Origin of the sequence: Paenibacillus sp. FSL R5-192 (assembly GCF_000517845.1) — a bacterium.
Lineage (GTDB): Bacteria > Bacillota > Bacilli > Paenibacillales > Paenibacillaceae > Paenibacillus > Paenibacillus amylolyticus.
Map to the genome: position 1 here is coordinate 799890 of NZ_ASPR01000014.1, position 21153 is coordinate 821042.

General features: G+C 40.8%; 24 protein-coding genes. 23 read left to right on the forward strand and 1 reads right to left on the reverse strand.

Features of this window, described 5'->3' with window-relative positions; all coding sequences use genetic code 11:
• Positions 1 to 55 precede the first annotated feature (55 nt).
• The 4 genes from C161_RS11950 (at position 56) to C161_RS11965 (ending at position 3163) form a co-directional block, all read left to right on the forward strand.
• Positions 56 to 496 (forward strand): ribonuclease, encoded by a 441-nt coding sequence (locus C161_RS11950; protein WP_036670445.1) that lies wholly within the window; start codon positions 56 to 58, stop codon positions 494 to 496.
• 14 nt (positions 497 to 510) lie between these two features.
• Positions 511 to 786 carry a barstar family protein gene (locus C161_RS11955; protein WP_036670446.1) on the forward strand — a complete coding sequence of 92 codons (276 nt, stop codon included), beginning with the start codon at positions 511 to 513 and terminating at the stop codon, positions 784 to 786.
• A gap of 262 nt (positions 787 to 1048) precedes the next feature.
• On the forward strand, positions 1049 to 2338 hold the full coding sequence (locus tag C161_RS11960; protein ID WP_036670448.1) for an MFS transporter: 1290 nt from the start codon (positions 1049 to 1051) through the stop codon (positions 2336 to 2338).
• Between the two features lie 132 nt (positions 2339 to 2470).
• The gene (locus C161_RS11965) at positions 2471 to 3163 is read left to right on the forward strand and encodes an ArsR/SmtB family transcription factor (protein WP_036670450.1); all 693 of its coding nucleotides are present in this window, start codon (positions 2471 to 2473) and stop codon (positions 3161 to 3163) included.
• A 189-nt stretch (positions 3164 to 3352) separates the two neighbouring features.
• Here C161_RS11965 and C161_RS11970 read toward each other — a convergent pair whose 3' ends face one another.
• Complete coding sequence (locus C161_RS11970) at positions 3353 to 3919, reverse strand: TraR/DksA C4-type zinc finger protein (RefSeq protein WP_036670451.1); 567 nt, start codon at positions 3917 to 3919, stop codon at positions 3353 to 3355.
• Between the two features lie 198 nt (positions 3920 to 4117).
• On the opposite strand from C161_RS11970, the gene C161_RS11975 reads away from it, so the two are divergent.
• The 19 genes from C161_RS11975 to C161_RS12065 all read left to right on the forward strand — a co-directional run bounded on the left by C161_RS11975 (position 4118) and on the right by C161_RS12065 (position 21048).
• Complete coding sequence (locus C161_RS11975) at positions 4118 to 4495, forward strand: DivIVA domain-containing protein (protein ID WP_017689054.1); 378 nt, start codon at positions 4118 to 4120, stop codon at positions 4493 to 4495.
• Positions 4496 to 4537: 42 nt separating this feature from the next.
• Positions 4538 to 4972: an Rrf2 family transcriptional regulator gene (locus tag C161_RS11980; RefSeq protein WP_036670452.1), complete on the forward strand. Its 435-nt coding sequence runs from the start codon at positions 4538 to 4540 to the stop codon at positions 4970 to 4972.
• A gap of 34 nt (positions 4973 to 5006) precedes the next feature.
• Positions 5007 to 5504: a metallophosphoesterase family protein gene (locus tag C161_RS11985; protein ID WP_036670453.1), complete on the forward strand. Its 498-nt coding sequence runs from the start codon at positions 5007 to 5009 to the stop codon at positions 5502 to 5504.
• Positions 5505 to 5845: 341 nt separating this feature from the next.
• On the forward strand, positions 5846 to 6760 hold the full coding sequence (locus C161_RS11990; RefSeq protein WP_036671028.1) for a sugar phosphate isomerase/epimerase family protein: 915 nt from the start codon (positions 5846 to 5848) through the stop codon (positions 6758 to 6760).
• Positions 6757 to 7929: a Gfo/Idh/MocA family protein gene (locus C161_RS11995; protein ID WP_036670454.1), complete on the forward strand. Its 1173-nt coding sequence runs from the start codon at positions 6757 to 6759 to the stop codon at positions 7927 to 7929. Before C161_RS11990 ends, C161_RS11995 begins: the two co-directional genes overlap by 4 nt.
• Positions 7930 to 7992: 63 nt before the next feature.
• Positions 7993 to 9090, forward strand: coding sequence for a Gfo/Idh/MocA family protein (locus tag C161_RS12000; RefSeq protein WP_036670455.1), 1098 nt, complete (start codon positions 7993 to 7995; stop codon positions 9088 to 9090).
• Positions 9091 to 9431: 341 nt separating this feature from the next.
• Positions 9432 to 10403: an HNH endonuclease gene (locus C161_RS31510; protein ID WP_051449697.1), complete on the forward strand. Its 972-nt coding sequence runs from the start codon at positions 9432 to 9434 to the stop codon at positions 10401 to 10403.
• A 185-nt stretch (positions 10404 to 10588) separates the two neighbouring features.
• Positions 10589 to 11380, forward strand: coding sequence for a GCN5 family acetyltransferase (locus C161_RS12010; protein ID WP_051449698.1), 792 nt, complete (start codon positions 10589 to 10591; stop codon positions 11378 to 11380).
• A gap of 173 nt (positions 11381 to 11553) precedes the next feature.
• Entirely contained in the window at positions 11554 to 12273 is a 720-nt protein-coding gene (locus tag C161_RS12015; protein WP_051449699.1) for a ferritin-like domain-containing protein, read from the forward strand.
• Positions 12274 to 12512: 239 nt separating this feature from the next.
• Complete coding sequence (locus tag C161_RS12020; protein WP_036670456.1) at positions 12513 to 13172, forward strand: HAD hydrolase-like protein; 660 nt, start codon at positions 12513 to 12515, stop codon at positions 13170 to 13172.
• A 393-nt stretch (positions 13173 to 13565) separates the two neighbouring features.
• Positions 13566 to 14006 (forward strand): hypothetical protein, encoded by a 441-nt coding sequence (locus C161_RS12025; protein ID WP_036670457.1) that lies wholly within the window; start codon positions 13566 to 13568, stop codon positions 14004 to 14006.
• Positions 14007 to 14639: 633 nt separating this feature from the next.
• A complete protein-coding gene (locus tag C161_RS12030; RefSeq protein WP_036670459.1) occupies positions 14640 to 15017 on the forward strand; it encodes a hypothetical protein in 378 nt (125 codons plus the stop codon).
• A 194-nt stretch (positions 15018 to 15211) separates the two neighbouring features.
• Positions 15212 to 15382 carry a hypothetical protein gene (locus C161_RS32975; RefSeq protein ID WP_235193788.1) on the forward strand — a complete coding sequence of 57 codons (171 nt, stop codon included), beginning with the start codon at positions 15212 to 15214 and terminating at the stop codon, positions 15380 to 15382.
• Between the two features lie 329 nt (positions 15383 to 15711).
• Complete coding sequence (locus C161_RS12035; protein WP_036670460.1) at positions 15712 to 16188, forward strand: GNAT family N-acetyltransferase; 477 nt, start codon at positions 15712 to 15714, stop codon at positions 16186 to 16188.
• 272 nt (positions 16189 to 16460) lie between these two features.
• The gene (locus C161_RS12040; protein WP_036670461.1) at positions 16461 to 17087 is read left to right on the forward strand and encodes a Type 1 glutamine amidotransferase-like domain-containing protein; all 627 of its coding nucleotides are present in this window, start codon (positions 16461 to 16463) and stop codon (positions 17085 to 17087) included.
• Positions 17088 to 17265: 178 nt separating this feature from the next.
• The gene (locus C161_RS12045; protein WP_179086414.1) at positions 17266 to 18102 is read left to right on the forward strand and encodes a Cof-type HAD-IIB family hydrolase; all 837 of its coding nucleotides are present in this window, start codon (positions 17266 to 17268) and stop codon (positions 18100 to 18102) included.
• Positions 18103 to 18303: 201 nt separating this feature from the next.
• Positions 18304 to 19074, forward strand: a complete 771-nt coding sequence (locus C161_RS12050; RefSeq protein WP_036670463.1) for a nucleotidyltransferase domain-containing protein — start codon at positions 18304 to 18306, stop codon at positions 19072 to 19074.
• Between the two features lie 550 nt (positions 19075 to 19624).
• Positions 19625 to 20170 carry a hypothetical protein gene (locus tag C161_RS12060; RefSeq protein ID WP_036670465.1) on the forward strand — a complete coding sequence of 182 codons (546 nt, stop codon included), beginning with the start codon at positions 19625 to 19627 and terminating at the stop codon, positions 20168 to 20170.
• A 224-nt stretch (positions 20171 to 20394) separates the two neighbouring features.
• Positions 20395 to 21048 (forward strand): lysozyme inhibitor LprI family protein, encoded by a 654-nt coding sequence (locus C161_RS12065; RefSeq protein WP_036670467.1) that lies wholly within the window; start codon positions 20395 to 20397, stop codon positions 21046 to 21048.
• The last annotated feature ends 105 nt before the right edge of the window (positions 21049 to 21153 follow it).

Sequence of the window (21153 nt, forward strand, 5' to 3'; positions counted from 1 at the left end):
AGAACGCATATCGTGACAACGTTCATCTACTTTGAGGGATCGGGAGGCCGGATTGATGAAAAAGTTGATATCCACCGCATTACTGGCATTGTTGTTAACGTTTGTTTTCCTCACAGGTTCACAGTTCACTCCAGTCGGACAGCAGAAGGCATCTGCTGCAACATGTACCATCATCAATACGTTTACAGGTGTAGCAAATTATTTGAGTGCAAATGGAAAGTTGCCATGTAACTTTATTACCAAATCACAGGCAACAGGACTTGGCTGGGTAGCGTCAAAAGGAAACTTGGCTGTAGTTGCTCCTGGAAAAAGCATCGGTGGGGATACATTTGGCAATCGGGAGGGGCTCCTGCCTTCGGCCAGCGGACGTACATGGCGCGAAGCGGATATTAACTATACTTCCGGCTTCCGTAATTCGGATCGGATTGTGTACTCCAATGATGGACTCATCTACAAAACGACAGATCACTATGCATCATTTACACGCATGAAATAGTGGAAGGAGCAGCCATGAATACCGTGATTCTGGATGGAGAAGACCTTGCGAGTAGCACTGAACTTCATCAACAATTAAAGGTTAAGCTGAAGCTGCCGGATTTTTATGGCGGTAATCTTGATGCATTGTGGGATTGTCTGACGGGTACGATTGAACTTCCACTTGAGCTAAAATGGACCAACTACCAAATCAGCGAAGAACGCCTGGGGAATGAAGCAAACCGGGTACGTGATTTGATGTTGGAGGTACAGGCTGAACAGGCTGGATTTCAATTGCTTGTTGAGAAGTAGGTAGCAAATAAAGACAGTTCAAATACAATACGTCCAGCCGAGCAGACCACATGTGGTCTGTTTTTTTTGTGTTATAGGAGGTTGTTCAAAAAGGTTGTCCCAAAAGTCCCTGTGTTGATTACGAATTCTCTGAAAGAATAGCGAGCTATAACTTTGCTTATCTATCGTTAAAATTATTTTCACGGAGGTATTGATTTCTGCATAACTTACGTTAAAATAAAATTAACATGAAAAATATTTTAACGTTGAGGAGTGAAAAGGGATGAGCGATAACACAGCAGTTGGCAAGCAAGGTATGGGTGAGTTAATACGAATCAGACCGTACATGCAATTTATGCTTAGTAAAGTTGTATCCAGATTTGGTGATTCGATTGACTCGATTGCCTACAGTTGGATGGTTTACATTCTAACCGGTTCGAAAGTGTTGATGGGTACGTTGCTGGCGGTGAATTTTTTGCCCAATATCCTTCTGGGTCTGTTCGCCGGGGCTTTGGTTGATCGCATGTCTCCCAAAAAAGTGATTGTGATTACGAATACGGGTCGCGGGTTGTTGGTGGGTATTACAGCTCTGCTGTTTGGATTGGGCCAACTTGAAGTCTGGCATCTGTTTGTCATTACAATTCTGAATTCTTTGCTGGAATGCTTCACTAGTCCTGCAGAAGTGTCCAGTGTCCCCCGATTGCTTCCCCCATCAATGCTGCTTTCGGGTAATGCCATGTCCTCTTCCGCAACCAGAGTGGCCGAACTCGCAGGACTTGCAGTGGCTGGTGCCCTTATTGCTACAATAGGCATTGCCTGGACGATCCTGATTGATGCGGGGTTGTTTGCGCTAAGTGCTTTAATTATGAGCCGAGTAGGCTACCCTGATGTCTTAACATCTGCTAACAATGAAAATAAAACATCAACTGAAATGGATTCTCTTTCATCCGACAAAAGTAGTATATTTTCCGAAATGGCGGAAGCTTTTCATTTTCTCCGTAAACATGCCTTATTGTTAATTGTCTCCATCCTGTTTGCCTTCGTTAATTTCTGCCTGATGCCGTTTAATGTTCTCCGTACACCCTATGTCATTGAAACGTTGCATGCTGGCGCTGGGGGATTAAGTCTGCTCAGTGGGCTGATGGTGGGAGGTATGTTGCTTAGTGGTGTATGGTTGACGCAAAGGGGAGCGAATTATCGTAAAAGTGTGCTGGTCATCAGCGGTATTGTCATGTTGGGTCTCAGTTATGCGATGACGGCACTACCCGCTTACATGACTTCCTTCCAACTGCCGGTTGCAGCGGCCTTTTGTCTACTGATGGGTATGGGTATTCCGCTGGCTACAACACCGCTAGCCACCTATCTTATGGAAGTTACCCCTTCGGAGATGCTGGGTAGAGTGTATGCCCTTCAGAGTATGCTCGTCTTGAGTGTTGCACCCCTTGGGAGTCTGGCTTCGGGAGCACTTGCGGATTGGATGACCATGCCTGTTCTGTTTATTGTCTTCGGTATTATGCTTGCCATGTCAGCAGGTATGTTGTTATTTAGCAAAAGTTTTCGAAGTGCTCTGTGAAGATATTCAGAAGTGTCATTAGCCGATTTTCCGTATCAAGTCATTTCTCGCTCGTTTTGACCGAAGTCCTGACGCAACGGTATAATAGAGATATCGATGGACAACAGGTACCCCGGAAATGAGGATACAGGGATGGCGCACAAGGTTCTTTCAACAATTGAAGAAATTAAAATCTACTCCGATCCGTATCGGATACAGATCATGAATATGTTTAACAAGCAGGGCAGACCATCCACTGTCAAAGAGATCGCCGACCAGATGGGTGAGGTGCCAGCCAAAGTTCACTATCATGTAAAAAAGCTGGAGAAAATCGGTCTGCTGACGATCGTTTCCACACGTGAGATTAATGGGATTATCGCAAAATACTACGAACCATTCACCGGAGAGATCCATCTCCGTCACGAAGATGAAGATAAGGAAAACTCTCCATTGAAACAGGTGTTTCGGTCCGAGACGCTCAAATTATTAAATGAGATGTTCGAACAAAGTCGTCAGCGATTCATGCATCAGGCGGAAAACGAAGATCGGATGTTTCTCTCGGACATCACGCTGTATGCAACCCGTGAGGAAGTAGAGCAATTGTATAAAAACATCATAAAACTCTGTGAACCTTATACTACAAAAGAGAATCGACAAGGGGAACATGAGGTCTTTCAGTTATTCTCTGCTCTCTCTAAACCTATAGTGAAAATACCTGCTTCTAAGACAAATGCAAAAGAGAAAAAGAAAGCTACGTCTGATAAGGGTAAAGCAACTCCGAAAACGTCTCGATCTGTGTCTAAGCGGCAGGAATCTGCATCATCTGGTAGTGAGTCAGAAGAATAAACGGATGGAATACATGGGTTCAGCGTTATCGCTGGAAGCAAGTAACCGCAAACGTGAGAGACTGCTTAGGAGAAAACTAGCAAAAGCCGCCCAATGGCGGCTTTTTAATGCGTGATAAGGAAGGCTAATGGTGGAGCAACCTATGGAATCAATCAATTTTAACGCTTAACGTTTCAGTTCATAACGAAGTTACATGTTCTCATCGTAACCCTTCACGTCACGTTTGGCTGCGGTTGCGGGGGAGTTGGATGTACCATATTCTTCGACCGCTTCCCAGGCATCTGCGTTGTCGAACTTGCCGGCCCGCTGCTGTCTTCCTTCCCCAGCACCACTCGGAGGCATGGTCATTACTTCTTCTTCAACGGGCCGATCGTTGCTGATCTCCCGGTTAGGTGTGTCGTTAATACAGTAAGCGGTGTAGGGGATAGCCTCAAGTCGTTCGAAGGGAATATCTTCGCCGCACGTTACACAGGTTCCATATGTACCTTGCTCCATACGTTCCAATGCGTCGTTCACTTGATTGAATTCGTCTGTTAATGTATCGTCAATCGCCAGATCACGGCTACGTTCAAATGTTTCTGTACCAGCATCTGCCGGATGATTATCATAGGAGGACAGCTCACCGGTTGAATCTTTCAGCGACTCGACTGGAGCACCGTCTTCCATGCTGGATTCAAAATGACGCTGCAAGTTTTCACGTTGCTCCAAAAGGGCGTTTTTCAGTATTTGATGTTGATCTTTAGTTAATGTACTCATAAGGACATGCTCCTTTCCCGTTGTGGGGTGTAGTGAGTCTTTACCCGAATTGGATGAAAAGCAATCATTTTCGTGAGGAATAGGGCTGTATCGTTTTATATCTGACGGATTATGTGTTATAAAAAATAGAGAGAGAAAATGCCGTATGTTATTCACAGGAAATGAAACACGGCTTGGCTTATAATGGAGGTTGTCAATATGGATGAACATATGAAACGAAGATTGGATAAACAAAGACAATTGTTCAAACAATTGGGTGTGCAGCTAGATGCGTTATCGATACATGAAAAACAATTTAATTATAAACTTCGTGGTTATGATCCGGATGAGGTAGATGCTTATCTTGACCTAGTCATCAAAGATTACGAACGTTTCTATGCCAATATTGCAGATCTGATGGACAAATGGCAAGAACAGCAGTTAACGATCCGCGATCTCAAGTCGTCCGCGAAACCGGTGGAAGATCCAACCAAGATTGATCGCAAACAACTGGATGATATTGTGAAACAACTGGAATACAGTGTGCGACAGCTCAAGATCAGAGCACGTCCCGAAAAGGATCTGTTCTCTGAATAAGCTCAGCATGTCCTGGATTATATAAAATAAAGGTGGTTAATCATGAGTACTCATTTTTCGGTCAGTGTGCATTGTTTGTTGTTATTGTCACTCAGCGCGCCTGAACGAATCACGTCTGCACACATTGCAGGTAGCGTGAATACCAACCCTGTCGTCGTCAGACGTATTCTGGGCGGGCTGAAAAAGGTGGGATTGGTGAACTCCTCTCCTGGAACAAGAGGTTTTTACTTAGCGAAGCCATCAAGTGAAATCACATTAGCCATGATCTATCAGGCTGCCAAGGACGAAGGTCCATTGTTCCCGATTCACGGCAATTGTAACCCGGATTGTGAAGTGGGCTTGCATATAGACAGCTTGCTGACCAATCTGTATCAGGTTGCCGAGGCGAAGGTGGAGCAGTTCTTTGCATCCATTACACTCGAAGATATGGAACGTTCCTGTACTCAGATGCAAGCTGTTCCATCACAGACAGAATAGATTGCAATAAGACGAAGGAAAGGTGGGTTGTTATATGAAAATTGTAGTCATTTCTGACACGCATTTATCACGTAAATCACGGAAGTTACCGACTAGGCTCCTGGATGTATTGCCGAGTGCAGATCTCATTCTTCATGCCGGTGACTGGTCGGATTGGAGTGTATACCCATTGCTTAGTGAGTATGCACCAGTTGAAGGTGTAGCGGGTAATACGGACCCGTCCGAAATCGCTGAAAAACTGGGATATTCTCGTATTGTTGAAGTGGAAGGACTTCGTCTGGGTCTTGTGCACGGACATCTGGGATCAAAGGGTACGGAGCAGAATGCAATTCATACCTTTGCAGGCCAGCATGTGGATGCTGTGATCTACGGACACTCACACATCCCGGTGATGCATACCGTGGACAACACGCTGGTATTTAATCCGGGGTCGCCTACGGATCGGCGTTTTCAGAAACAATACTCATTTGGCATCATGACAATAGATCAGGGGAAAATACAGGCTGAACATGTGTTCTTTGATCGGGATTAGAGAGATATGCGCTGGTTGCAAGTTGGACGAGTGCAAGAACCAGAACCAGCTACTGAAGTCTCGAATGGATAACGGACAGGGAACCTTTTCCTTAAATTTCATCTTATATATATGATTATTGTACAAGGCATCTTTGAGCAGATTTCAAATCTGTTCCAGGGATGTCTTTTTTGATTTTTGATCACATCATTCTCTTGGAAGTTATCTCTGAATGGGGAATGTGCTCTGTTCGTTATCTGTCATTCATCTGTTGGCGGTTTCCCCTATGGTGACGTTCAGTGGAGTGATACAATGCCTTTACGACATGGAATGAATACGTTTACATAAGGAGATGGATCATGATGAAACTGTCTGTATTCACGGTGGCTACCCCTGATCTGAATGCAGAAGAACTGGCATCGGCTGCGGCAGCAGCAGGGATTGATGGAATTGAATGGAGATTCCGTGGAATTCCTGAAGATGCTATATCTGAAGAGCCGTCTTACTGGAGAAATAATCGATGCTCCGTAGATCCGAGTCGCTGGCAGGAACAGGTTCCTGTTTTTCGTGAAGCAGCGTTAGGGCAGGGTAGAAAATCCATTGCACTTGTACCGTATCTGAACTGTGGAGATCTGTCTGCCACCAAGCAAGCGTTTCAGGCTGCGGCTGGTTTAGGAGCATCTATGATGCGTGTTGGTGTCCCTGGATATGATCGCAAGACCAGTTATCCTGAGTTGTATCGTAAAGCCGTTGATTACCTGAGCGAAGTACAGGATTTGGCCAAACAGTACAACATCAAGGCGATTGTAGAGACACATCATCAGACGATAGCACCGACGGCATCGCTGGCCTATCGGCTTGTGCAATCGCTCGACCCGCAGCATGTTGGTGTATTGTACGATCCAGGCAATATGGTGCATGAAGGATATGAGAATCATCGGATGGGACTTGAGTTGCTGGGGCCTTATCTGGCTCATGTGCATGTAAAAAATGCCGGGTGGTTTGAACCAGAAGGGAAAGATTCACAAAAGGCTAATGTGACTGAGAAGAGTAGAGGAGTGGCTCTGAATACAGCCTGGAAATGTCACTGGACGCCGCTGACTGAAGGCATGGTCGATTGGGTACAGATGGTGCGGGATCTTCGTGCCGTTGGGTATGACGGATACTACGGAATTGAGGACTTTAGTGGTGCCTTGGAATCCAAGGCGATGTTACAGCATTTTGCAGACGTTTTCGCCGAAATTGAGCGTCGTGTGGACGAGGAGGAGCAGTCATGAGTATCGTACGAGTAGCGGTGATTGGTATTGGAAACATGGGAGCAGCACATGCCAGAACGTTGGTGGCTGGAGAAGTACCCGGTGCAGAACTGGTTGCCGTATGTGATGTAAGAAGAGAGATGGAGAGCTGGGTATCCAGTCATCTTCCGGCAACGGTAACCTATTGGCAGGATGCTGAGCAGATGATGGCTTCGGGTACGATTGATGCAGTCATTATTGCAACGCCGCATTATGATCATCCGGAACAAGCCATTCAGGCTTTCCAGCATGGCTTGCATGTCATGATCGAGAAGCCGGCCGGTGTATATACGAAACAGGTACGCAAGATGAATGAAGCGGCCGCAGCCAGCGGTAAAGTCTTTTCCATGATGTACAACCAGCGGACCAATCCACTCTATATTAAACTGAGAGACTTGATTGCTTCAGGGGAACTGGGAGAGGTACGGCGTACCAACTGGATTATTACGAACTGGTATCGATCCCAAAGTTACTATGATTCCGGCGGCTGGCGGGCAACATGGGCAGGTGAAGGGGGCGGTGTACTGATTAACCAGGACCCGCATCAACTGGATCTGTGGCAGTGGACCATCGGCATGATGCCGGTGCGAATGCGTGCTTTCTGTTCGTTTGGCAAGTATCGGAACATTGAAGTGGAAGATGATGTAACAGCTTATGTGGAGTATGAAAATGGAGCAACAGGTGTCTTCGTAACGACTACTGGAGAAGCACCGGGTACCAATCGATTCGAGGTCAACGGAGACCGGGGTAAAATCGTGATCGAAGATGGAAAACTTACGTTCTGGCGACTTCAGGAATCTGAGCCTGAATTCAATCAGCGGTTTACCGGAGGTTTTGGACAGCCAGAATGCTGGAAATGCGAGATTCCGATTACAGGTGTGGAAACGGGTCACCCGGGTCTGATTCGTAACTGGGTTGATGCGATTCGTACAGGCGTACCACTTATTGCTCCCGGTGAGGATGGTATACACGGATTGACGTTATCGAACGCTATGTTGCTGTCCACCTGGACGGATAACTGGGTGGATCTGCCGATCAACGAGGATCTGTTCTATGAACATCTGCAGGAACGTATTGCTGGATCAACAACGAAGAAAGACAAGGCATTCAGTGGCAGTCAACCTGCTGATTTGAGTCAGACGTTTAAATGAAGACGATTTGTTATGTAAGACGAGTTCATTGTAATCAACATTTTATAATAAGGATGGGATGACATGGCTAAAGACGGAATGTTTTATGCACCAAAAAGTGTTACAAAAGAGGTCGTATGTGGTCCGGGTGAGTTCACGATTGCTGCTGTTGCGCTGGATCACGGACACATCTACGGCATGGTTGGGGCATTGTTGGAGGCTGGTGCTACCCTCAAGTGGGTGTATGATCCGGACCCGGCGAAGGTAGAGGCATTTCGGAAGCAGTTCCCACAGGCTCAAGTCGCTGGATCTGAAGCGGAGGTGCTTGCAGACGATGAGGTGTTGTTGGTGGCAAGTGCAGCGATCCCTTCAGATCGTGCGCCGCTTGGCATGAGGGTTCTGGCCGCGGGCAAGGATTATTTTACAGACAAAGCCCCGTTCACCACGCTGGAGCAATTAAACCTTGCACGAGAAGAAGTGAAGCGAACGGGCAAGAAGTACATGGTGTATTACAGTGAACGGCTGCATGTGGAAAGTGCGATTTATGCCGGACAGCTCATTGAACAAGGGGCAATCGGCAAAGTAGTGCAAGTTATGGGTACAGGCCCACATCGCTTAAATGCCGGAGGAAGACCCGACTGGTTCTTCAAGCATGAGCAGTATGGCGGCATTCTATGTGATATCGGGAGTCACCAGATCGAACAATTCCTGACGTTTGCATCATGTACGGACGCTGAGGTAGGGTTCAGTCGTGTGCATAACTTCAATCACCCACAGTTCCCGGAACTGGAAGACTTCGGTGAAGCTTCTCTGATTGGTGACAACGGAGCGTCCGGTTACTTCCGAGTGGACTGGTTCACACCGGATGGTCTGGGCACATGGGGCGATGGGCGTACAGTTATTCTGGGAACGGACGGTTATATTGAGCTGCGGAAGTATATCGACATCGCAAGGGAACCTCAGGGGGATCAGGTGTACCTGGTCAATCATGAAGGGGAGTACCGCTACAATGTAAAAGGCAAGGTTGGTTATCCTTTCTTTGGTCAACTCATTCGCGATTGTCTGGACCGGACCGAGACCGCTATGACACAAGAACATGCATTCAAAGCGGCAGAACTCTGCCTGATTGCACAGCATAAAGCGATGAGTGAGCGCGTGGTGTGGAGCAGCGGAGCGAAGTAAATGTTAGGTGAAGGAGCGCAAGGGGAGAAAAGTTTGATCACTGAAGGTTATCGGCATTCTTCTATTGTTCAGTGAGGAAAGAGCAGCCCGGGTGTAAACTGCATCCTACGTGTTAGTTATGGCTAACATATAGGACAGTTTACTCGGGCTGCTTTTTTGAGTACGTTTGTGACTTCGCAGATGGATTATTATGGGTTATATTATATGTAGTTCGGATGATGTTTGAAAAGAGAGGTATTTACGAAGTTCGTAGATATGATGTTATCCGAAAAAACTTAAATACTTATTAATAACAAAAGTGAAGCGAAAGCTATATCAGCTTGGATTAGGAGCAGAAGATTATGATGTGGATTGAAATGTCAACAGACGAAACACATGGAGGAAAAGGATGGGGATTTTCTCAATGTCTATGGTCTCCAGCATATAAGATCGTTAAGAACTCTAGAAGACCTTGGCCGTATTGGAATAGCTTGATACGTGTTAAAGAGGGAGACGTTATTTTACATCTTAAAGGTAATGCAGAGCCTGGATTTGTAGGATATTCTATTGCTGAAGCTGATGGCTTTGTTACAGATCTCAGACCGCCTAATCCCGGAAGCCAATGGGATTATGCAGAAAAGTTTAACAGAGTAAATTTAAAAGACTTTGAATTATTTACTGAAAAAATTTTGCTCAGTAAATTATTCAGTCAAAAGGAAAGTCAGCTTAGATACTATTTCAATATAAATAAAATCAAGAAAGGCAATGAAAAAAAACTTTTGTTTTATGTAGTTCAAAACGATAGTTTACGTAGGCAGAATGGAGCTTATTTGTCAGAGTTAGATAGGATATTAAGTGATATTCTATTTGATGAAATTACAAGCTATACAAACGTTAAAGAAACTAATATCAGAAAACAGGTAAAAGCATATGAAAGTCAATCAAGTTTAGCAATTCGAATCGGACAAAATGAATTTTCGAAAAATGTTAAAGAAAACTTTCACAATAAATGTTGCTTTCCTAGTTGCGAAATTAGCGATAAAAACTTTTTGATAGGGTCACATATAGCACGATGGTCGGACAGACCGGAATTAAGAGGAGAAATAGATAACGGTTTGTGTCTTTGTTTAATGCACGATAAAGCTTTTGAAATGGGCTTATTTACTTTAGATAGTGATTTGCTAGTATCAATAAATACTGAGCGCTTAGCCAATTATGGTAATCCAATAAATCGAATAAAAGAATTTAATGGTTATCCTATCAAGCAAGCGCAAACATGCGTTAACACTGATTATTTAGAACATCACTGGACAAGAATTGGTTTTAGACCTTGAACAAAGAAGTATAGCTGTTTCAAAGAAGCCTGTTTCTTCGGATAACATAATATTCACGCTGCGAGAATTCGCTCTTGGTCCGGCTTTCGCCGGACACCCGACATACGTCGGGTCGTGAATACAGGAACGTTATACGCAACCACCCAGGAGTAATTGTATGCGGATCAAGGAAGGGGATAAATTGAATGATATTGAATTTGGAACTTGCGGATATTTTAGAAAAATCTGAAATTAATTATATGGTTGATCGAATGACTGCAATCAGAGAACGAGAAGGAAACCCTGAGGGAATTGAAATAAAACGATTCGGGGAGAGCACAGCGTTTTATAGTAAAACCATGCCATGGGGTCTTTTTAATAATGTAAAGGGAAGGATTTCTGATGATGTCATTGAAGATATCCTAGACTTTTATAATGAGCGGGAAAGGAATTTTGAGATTCAAGTCATCCCGGGTAATATAAATCAAGAAGTTATGAAAAAACTCCATAATAAAGGCTTTTATCAATCAGGATTTCATACAACGCTTTTTTGTGAACCTGGAAATCTAAATTCGTTTGATCATCATAAACTGGAAATTCGTGAACTACTCGAAGATGAGTTCGATACATATGCAGAAATTCATTGTTTAGGTACAGGATTATCTCTTGATGGGAAAAAACACGTGGCTGCAAATAACCGAGTACTGTTTTCCCGTCCTGGATGGCACTATTATTTGGGGTTGGATCAGGGCTATCCAGTTGCAGTAGCTGTAATGTATATAGAGAACAATGTTGCTTCATTAACATTTGCGACAACACTACCTGAATATCGAAATAAAGGATTTCAAACAAATTTATTACTTAGACGAATTCATGATACCTACAACAATTGTAATCTCGTTGTGAGTCAGTGCTCATTTTGCTCGCAAAGCCATCGGAATATGGAAAGAGTGGGTATGAGAATTGGATATACCCGGGCAACATGGACAAGGAATTAATTGTGAGGGGAAATTTAGGCTGGCATCGCCTAACATAATATTCAAGCAGCGGCCCTTCGGAGCCTTGGTCTGCGAGGTGGATTTCGAAGAGGCTTTTCAGCAGACAACCCCTTCGGGGTTCGTGAATACATGAACGTTATCTGACATAAACTATTACATTTTAGGAGCAAATAATGAATATCACTTTTTCGAAATGGGTGCAATATTATCGAAGAAATAATCAGAATCTCAAATATATTCATTGGGATGACAACTATAAATTAACAACTAATGAAAGAGAAATAATCATTAAGTCAATTCAACAGTTTCAATTAGGAGAAAACTCTGAAGGTAAATATCTAATTAAACGTGCGCAAGAATATGTACATCAGACGCAAGATCAGGATTACTATGAAGCGCTTATAGAATTCATTAAAGAAGAACAGAGGCACGCTAGAGATCTAGGCAGATTTATGAAGGTACAGGGAATCCCACTCCTTCGTAGACATTGGGTGGACAATGTATTTAGAAGATTACGTCGATATGCGAGTTTAGAACAATCAGTCATTGTTCTATTAACTGCTGAGATTATTGCTAAGTTGTACTATAAAGCCTTGCAAAAATCTACAAAGTCAGAAGTATTAATCGATTTATGTAATCAGATTTTAAGTGATGAGGAGAAACATGTTCAGTTTCAATCTGAAACACTTCATAAATTTGCTCAAAATAGAAGCGTTCTCTTTAACAGAATAGTTCATATCCTTCGTAGAATCCTTTTTGAAGGAACGCTAATTATAGTGTGGTATCAACATAAGCCAGTATTTAAAGCTGGGGGATATAAACTCAAAAGTTATTACTATGAATGCCGTCATGAGTTTAACTTAACGAAGAAGATTATAGCTAATTCACAGTAGAGGTTTACGTCAGATAACATTATATCCAAGCTTTGGGTCCTGACGCTCCCTCGGTCAGCCCGAAGGGAATTGGCAGGGAAGTGGAATCTGGCGGACACATCCGCACCGACTAACCGCATCGCGGCCGTCTTTTGACGGAGCCTTAATTCGGTGGGACGTCGTGAATACAGAACTTTATAGGTGATCAGCGTAAAAACAGTATAACAATTCATTATTTTATTTTGAATAGGAGTGAAATCATGCTGGAAGCGGTTATTTTCGATATGGATGGTACACTATTTCAAACAAACAAAATCTTAGAGTTATCGTTAGAAGAAACATTTACTATCTTAAGGTCTCTAAATGAATGGTCGAGTGAAGCTCCAACCCAAAAATATCGTGAAATAATGGGAGTTCCTCTACCAGTAGTTTGGGAAACGTTATTACCGAATCATTCAACTGAAATCAGACGAATTGTGGACGAGATCTTCCTAGAGAAGCTAATTGCAAATATTAATAATGGCAATGGCGCCCTATATCCTCATGTCAACGAAATCTTTGATTACTTGAAACATGAAGGCTATTTCATTTTTATTGCAAGTAATGGACTAAACGAATACCTCAATGCCATCGTTAACTGCTACAAATTAGATAAGTGGGTGGCAGAAACTTATAGCATCCAACAAATAGGAACTCAAAATAAGGATGACTTAGTCGGTCATATTCTTAAAAAACATCACATCAGCAATGCAACTGTAGTTGGGGACAGGATTTCTGATTTCAATGCCGCAAAAAACAATGGGTTGAAGGCTATTGGTTGTCGATTTGATTTTGCCCAAGAAGGGGAGCTTGCACAAGCGGATTTTATTATTGACGACTTACTTGAATTAAAAAATATATTTAAACATCAGGGAAAATAGAATGATTTTGTAATTATATCGAAGAAGACGCTGAAATCCTATAACACCATATTTAAGCTGCGGTTACCCCTTGTTCAAAATGATGTTTTTGGCAGGGGAGTTGATTCATGTGACAACTTGCTGCGCAAGTTCGTGAATACAGAACGTTATACGCAACCCCTTAAGAATGTTAAACCATGCAACCAATTAATATAATAAATATAGGTGAAAGAATACATTTACAACGTAGCAGTTGAAAACCAGGATGAACGGAATATTAGAAGGTGTACCATATAACAATAAATTTCCACATCGTTAGTTATGCTCCTTGGTCATCAAGAGGAATACCAGAAAGCGGATTCATAATAAAGTGCAAACTAAAGAATATTTCTATTATGCGAAAGAGAGGATCAAATGAATTATCATTTTGGTTTTTCATGGAAGGGTCTGATCATCTTTTTATTACCAATGATACCAAATATATTTTATTTTTTAATTCCTGCGTCAGATATATCAGGAAACAATGCAAATAGCTATTTGATTTTAGATGTTTTGGAGCACGGAAGTCAGGTGATATTTTTCTTTCTTCTGATATTTGTTGTAAGAAAACAAGCATCTGAAATGCGATGTCCGTATATAATTGGTATGGCAATAATGTTGATTTTTTATTATGGGCTATGGATATTGTATTTTACAGGCAACGCAAACTCGATTATTTTTTTGGGGATGGCCGTTCTCCCGGTAGTATATTTTATATTAGCTGAGATTTGGCTTCAAAATTATCTGGCTATTATACCAACAGTACTTTTTGGTATTGTGCATGTCATTAATACATATTTGTCTATTGCGAATTAAAGGGAGGACAACAATCCTCTTAAATTTTGATTGTTCGTTCAGCATGTATTCTATATCAAGGATTAAGTCCCGAATGGTGAGGTTAGAAGTAAGCCATAGCTTAAGGCAGGGGTGTCCAACGTGAGCAGTAATCTGAATGAAGCCATCGGCAAATCTCCGGTCCGAGGAACACAAGCCTCTTATAAGGCTAGCGTTCATTGGATGAAGTTACTACACAAACCAAAGTTGATACTGCTGAAGGCGTACGAGAGTAAATGAGGGCATCTTTCCTATGCGGAAACGGATTTGATAGGAGCAAAAGATAGAATCCAAAAGATAAAATACGTAAAGACATATTAAATATATAAAACACACAAGACATATAAGGATGTGGAATCGAAGAAGAAAGGGCAGCGTATAACAATGCATTATTGCTTCGTCGCTGACGCTCCTCGGTCTTCAAGAGGGATTTCGGAGAAGTGGAATCAGGCGACACATCCAACCGGCTAAGTGGCAAAGCCACCCGGACCTCCGGTCCTTAAGACGTTTGGACGTCAGAAATGCGCAACGTTATACGCAATACCCTGAAATTAAGAAGAAACTAAAGAACAATAAAAGAAGAAACATAATAAAACTTAATTGAAGGTGATAATTATGAAAGATTGGGACTACAGTAAGCCTTGGTTCCATGGCTCGCCATTATTTCTAAATGAATTACTAGTCGGAAGCACAATAACTCAAGATCGAGAGTTAGCGAGAATCTTTTCGCAGAAACCATCTATTGTTTCTTTTAATGAGAGTGGCGCAAGATTTCATAATGGTAAGTTATGTGGATACATTTACATAATTGATGAGGAAATTATAAGTGAGGATGTATATCCACATCCAGCAACTACCATGAAACCTGGTGAAGAATGGCTCATAAAAAGAGGATTAAAAGTACGAAAGATAGATGAAACAAAAACAAGAGCGGAAGAACAACTTTCAGAGGAAGAGGAGGTAGAATTATTGGAAAAGCTAAATAACAGATAGCCCATAGCTTAGTCACAGAAGAGGGCACTGCAAATAACAATATATTCACGCCTCGGGCCATTCGGCCCTGGGTCAGGCAGGGGAATTGGGAGCAGCCGGACAACCCTGCACTAGCTAAGTCCGTCAGACCCGGCTGTAGCCCTTAAGCCAGTGAGGGTTCGTGAATACAAGAACGTTATCTGTAAGATTGAAAAATGAATAAAACTGTAAAAAGAAAAAGTATATATTATCTAATTATAGAGTTAATTCAATTGCAACGTTCTGTTGCTAGAGGGGGAAGTGATCAAGGTGCTAATTTTGATCCTGCTTATAATTATTGTTATGGGAGTAGCAATTATAGATGGGAGATTAAAAAAGAAACTTGAAAATGATAAAAGAATTATTGAAAGATTAGATGTGTTAATTAATGAAGTGAGAGATATCCGTAAAAAATAGAGAAATAATAATCACAAAAGAAAATAAAGGTTTATTGTATAATTCAACGTGTTATTTCTGCTCGAAGAAAGTCAATCCATCAGATAACATAATATTCAAGCTGTGGCTCCGATGGAGTCTTGGTCTGCGGGAAGGAATTCAGAGAGGCAATTCAGCAGACAACCGTTGGGGTTCATGAATACAGGAACGTTAGATGAAATCCCCAATCAATAAAGACTAATACTTTTGAGTGCATTTCATTTTTAAGGGGGAAACATAAATGATAGAACTTAGGAAAATAACATTTGATAATTTTTCAGAATGTCTGGACTTAAGAGTTGAGGAAGAGCAAGGCAGATTTGTAGCATCTATTATTTATACTCTTGCGGAATTATATGTTGTTATAACAAATAAAAGCAGTTTTATTCCAATGCCATATGCGATTTATTGTAATGATAAGATGGTTGGATTTATCGCAATGTCATATGTTATTTCTGAGAGTGAAGATTCTGAAAATTATTATGACATATATAGATTTATGATAGATAAACGATATCAGCGCAAAGGATATGGCAAAAAAGCAATAGAAAAGTCAATTGAGTTACTTCGAACTTTGCCGCATGGAAAGGCCTCAGAAGTCGTGATTCTTTATTCGCCCGAGAATAAGGTAGCAAGGAAACTTTATTCTTCTCTTGGTTTTGTAGAAACAGGGGAGTTAGATGAAGACGGCGATATTTTCGCAAAACTGATCTTATAAAGCAAGCAGGACTTCTATGTAGTAATTCGAAAAAATAAGGTGAATCATCTAATATCATATTAACGCATCTGGTATTCGCCCTAGGTCGCTGGGAGGGATATCGAGGGAGATGGGTCAGGCGACAATCCTGCACTGACTAAGTCCGTCGGACCCGTGCTGTCGCGCTTAAGCCAGTGAGTGTTCGTGAATACAAGAACGTTATAGGAAATCAAGAGAAAGCCTAAATAAATTATAAAGATTAGATAAATCATTAGTTAAGGACGGTGATTTCAATGAGTAGCTTGTTACTAACCTCCTGTGGTTTTTATACTGAAGATATTAAAAATCAATTTCTGGATTTTATTGATGGAGATATTTCTCAATTAAAAGTCTCAATTATTACAACAGCATCCCCTAGAAAAGAAACTAATAGATATGCACAAAGAGCAATGCAAGAGTTTAAGGACATGGGATTTCAGCATATCAATTTCGTAGATATTGAATTTGATGACCCGCAAAATCTCTTACATAGAGATGTTATATATATCAATGGTGGGAATCCATTTACACTATTGTATTACGCTAAGAAAAGTGGTGCTGATGAAATTATCAGAACACTGGCCGCACAGAATGTAATTATAGTTGGAGTAAGTGCAGGAACGTTATTACTGGGGCCGAATATTAACATTGTCGATTTCTTTACTCCACAAATGAACACAATGAATTTAACGGATTTTAAGGCATTAGGAGTAACCGACAAGCTTATTTTTCCTCACTATGATCGAGAGGACATATTTAAAGATAGTACTAATAAAACAATTGAAGAGAGAATAGTAGAATTTGAATGCAATGAGAAATGTAAGGTGACAAGGCTTAAAGATGAAGAATATATCTCAATCTTAATGAACCAAGCACATTGAAAGTTGTAAATTCATTGAAAGTAGCTCGAAGAAGCCCCTGAAATCTGCCAACACCGTATTCACGCTACGGGGTTACGCCTCTTGGTCTGCAGTGAGGGATCGAGGAAGTGGTATCCAGCAGACAACTCCTGTGAGGATAAGTCTTCGACCCAGTCGCTCCTGTAAGTCTCTCGGGTTCGTGAATACAACAACGGTAGATAAAATAACGAAGAAGTTTATATTGGGAGTTGATTCATTGAAGTATTCAACTGTAGTTCTTGACTTGGACGGAACATTATTAAATTCAAAAAAAGAAGTATCTAAGAGAAACGTAGATGCGGTCTTATCTTGTTATCAGAAAGGAATGAGAATAATATTTGCAACAGCTCGACCGCCCAGGGCGGTTAATTGTTTGCTTCCACAAGGACTAGTAGATATCGGGGCTTTTGTATATTACAACGGAGCTCAAGTTGTATGTAAGGAAACCAAGATAGAAATTAATGAATCAATCCCTGCTAATGTAACTACAGAAATTCTTGATTACTGTTTGAAGTGTGACCCTCAAATTGAACTGACTATGGAAGTGAAGGATGAGTGGTTTAGTTTAAGAGAGCTTGATTATATTAGCTCAATGAACACACAATCAAACCCCATAGTAAAACCCTTAAAAGAATTAAAGCTATATGATGCTACGAAGATACTTCTGACTGGCAATAATCACAATTCCGGATTGTTTGAAAAATTCGAGGGTAGAGTGAATATACTAATTACGGATAATAATAAATTAGTACAAATCATGCCTCATCTGGCATCTAAGGAAATGGCAATTACTAAACTCTGTGAATTATATAATGTAGAATTGGATTCCGTTATTGTATTTGGTGATGATCATAATGATGTAGGCCTCTTTAAGATGGCGGGATATTCTATTGCTATGGGAAATGCGATTAGGGAATTGAAGGAAATCGCTGATGAAATAACCGTTAATAATGATGAAAACGGTGTTGCTGTAAGTCTAGAAAGATTTTGTGGATAACTCAAGGTTACTTTATCTAACAGTACATTCATACACCGTCGCACTTGCTCCTCGGTCGCCAAGAAGGATATCGGAGAAGTTGATTAAGGCGACACATTCAATCAGCTAAGTCTATTAACTCGTTCCCTACGGTAAGCTGCTTGAACGTCAGGAATACAACAACGTTAGCCGAAAGAAGTTCTTATTCTAGGAGGAGTCTATATGATATTAGAAAAAGTTATAAATAAAATTACCATACAAAGTGAATATAAGGATTTGGTTGATAAGTATATAGATCATATACTTAACGAATTTAGAGGTAAGATTCATAGCATTTATATGTGTGGCTCGATTCCAAAAGGAACAGCTCAACCTTTTAAGTCAGATGCAGACTTTACTATTGTATGTGCAAATCCGGAAGATATTGATTACGAAAGATTGTCAATGATTAAAGACAGGCTTTTGGAAGAATATTCATTCGTCACTAAGATGGATACGATCATTTGCTCGATTGATGATGTATTAAGTAGACCGAACGATTGGGGTTTTTGGGTTAAGATCATTTGTGTGTGCATACATGGGGAGGACATTGGTGAAAAAGTACCCCCGATCATAATTTCTCCAGAATTCATTTTAGACTTAAATACAGATACCAAGGAGGAAGTAGATCGTGTACATCGATCACTTTCTAATGTTAGTGATCACTCAATGAAAACTAGATATATTAAAGGTTACTCTAAGAGATTAATTCGTGCATTATACTCTTTGGTTTTAGAAGATACAGGGGTATGGGAAGATGAAATCATTAAGATGAAGAATGCCATATTAAACTATTGTGAGATTAACGCCGCTTTAGTTGAGTATCTATATGCTTGTTACTTGGATTGCAGCAATGTACTTGTTGAAGAGTTTTTGAGAATTGCAGATGAAGTATATCGCTATTTTGAGAACGCTCTAAATACAATGGCTGCTTCCAGAAATTCATTCAACTGACACCATATTGACGCTCGGGGTCACTCTGAGAAGCGAGTGACCCTATCCAGCCCCCTAAGTCAGTCGGGACGTTACTTCATTAGGTGTTCGGCAAGCCTCACAACTATAAGTAGCGACTCTAAGGGGCCAGGACGTCGTCAATACAAAACGTTAGAAAATTGCTGTAATAAGAAATAAATAAGAGGTGCGGACAAATGGGGCAGACTAGTCCTAAGTTTGCTGATAAAGAATTAATTGAAGTATTATAAAGAAATTACATTTACCGCCACTTACTCCGTTTTCACAGGACTGGGAATATACGTTGGCTGATTCTTCGAAAGTAAATGAATTTATTACATATTATGAAAATAATAAATTTAACAACAAAGAGAAATTTATGCTGATGATAGTTATAATATCTTCATTTGATGATTATCTTTCCGAGGGAATAGGAACTGAAGAGATCAGAATTTGGAATCGAATAAAACAAAATATACTTAAAGACGATAAATTACATACAACAACGTTATATACAATCAGGCAAGAATTTACACCCCGAGGAGAGGTTTAGTTGTTCAATACAAACGCAATAACAAAATTTATAGGTTTATGTTTTATGTTCTTAGGCTATTGGAGATTAACTGATTTTGTAATTTTAAATCCGGTATTTACTTTTAGTTTCTCTATTGCTGGCTTCTTTTTCATATTATTTGATTTAACAACTCACCATTTTGAGCAATTAAAAAGGGAAAAAGAAAAATACTATAGTTGGAAAGGGAAGATTCTTAGATTTTTAAAACTCTCTCTACTATTCTTAACTGCATTTTCTATAGTAGCATTGCCTCATCTCACACTTGGTTGGGAACAGGAATTAATTTTGAAATTAAATGATGCAATTGTTCTTTTAGGTTTAGGTATTGTTGTTTTCCTAATCGGACTAAAATCAGACCAAGAAATAGATAACGTACTAGAGGTCTTTGAAGACGTAGAAAATAGATTGAAAAATATCGATGATAAATTTAGCGGTATAATAGCTAGTAAAGATGAAGAGATAGAAAAATTAAAACATGAACTTAAAGAACTGAGAGATGACTCAGGAAGCCCGGGAAGCATATAACAACACATTCAACGCTTCGGTCGCTGTCGCTCCCTCGGTCCGTTAGAGGCATTTCGAGGAAGCTTATCCAGCGATAACACCTGCGAGGCTAAGTCTTCGACCCAGCAAGGCGATTACTTCGTTTTATCGCCGCGGCAACCTTAAGCCTCTCGGGTTCGTGAATGCGGAGAGCGTTATGCGCCATTACCTGTAAATATTAAAGATAATATTTAAGGAGAAAACTTATGAAAGGTAAGATACTCTTATTAGTTTTTATTACAATAGTGTTTTCATCTTGCCAAAATAGTAGTCAATCGACTACCTTGAACAGCGAAACTAAATCAAAAATGAATTCTGAACTGCCTCCTGATGAAGAGAGTACAGGTAATGGAACAGAACCGAAAGAAATAACTGAAGGTCGATCAGATGCTTCTAACAATGAAGTGTTATCCATGAGCATTGGGAACTATGAATTGAAAGGAGAATTTTATGATGAAATGCTTCGAAATCCTATAGATCATGATTATGAAGTGGAATTTAATGAGGCTCAAAATTCAAAAGAGATTATTACAACAATGGGATGGGGGGCGTTGGAAAGCAAATATACAGAGATTTGGGATAAAGAGTTGAATCAAATATATAAAAAGCTTCGTTCTAAGTTGGATAGAGAACCAAGAGAAGCACTAATCGAATCGCAGAAAGAATGGTTACAGTATCACTTAAAGGAAACAAAATTTGTAGAGAAGGCATTTATTAATAATGGTTACCTTGGATCAAAAGGATCGGTAAGCCTAGGCACGGTTATTCGGGAGAGAATTAGGGAAAGAACAATGCAATTATTTGAATATCGATATTTGTTAGATGGTGAAGTTGAGTTTTTATACCAAAGTAAAAAATAAAGTTGGAATCTGGATCAAAGGTTTTTAGGTGATGCTTCGAAGCAGTAACGGCACATAACAATGTATTCAAGCTGCGGGGATACCACGCCTTGGTCGCCTGCGAAG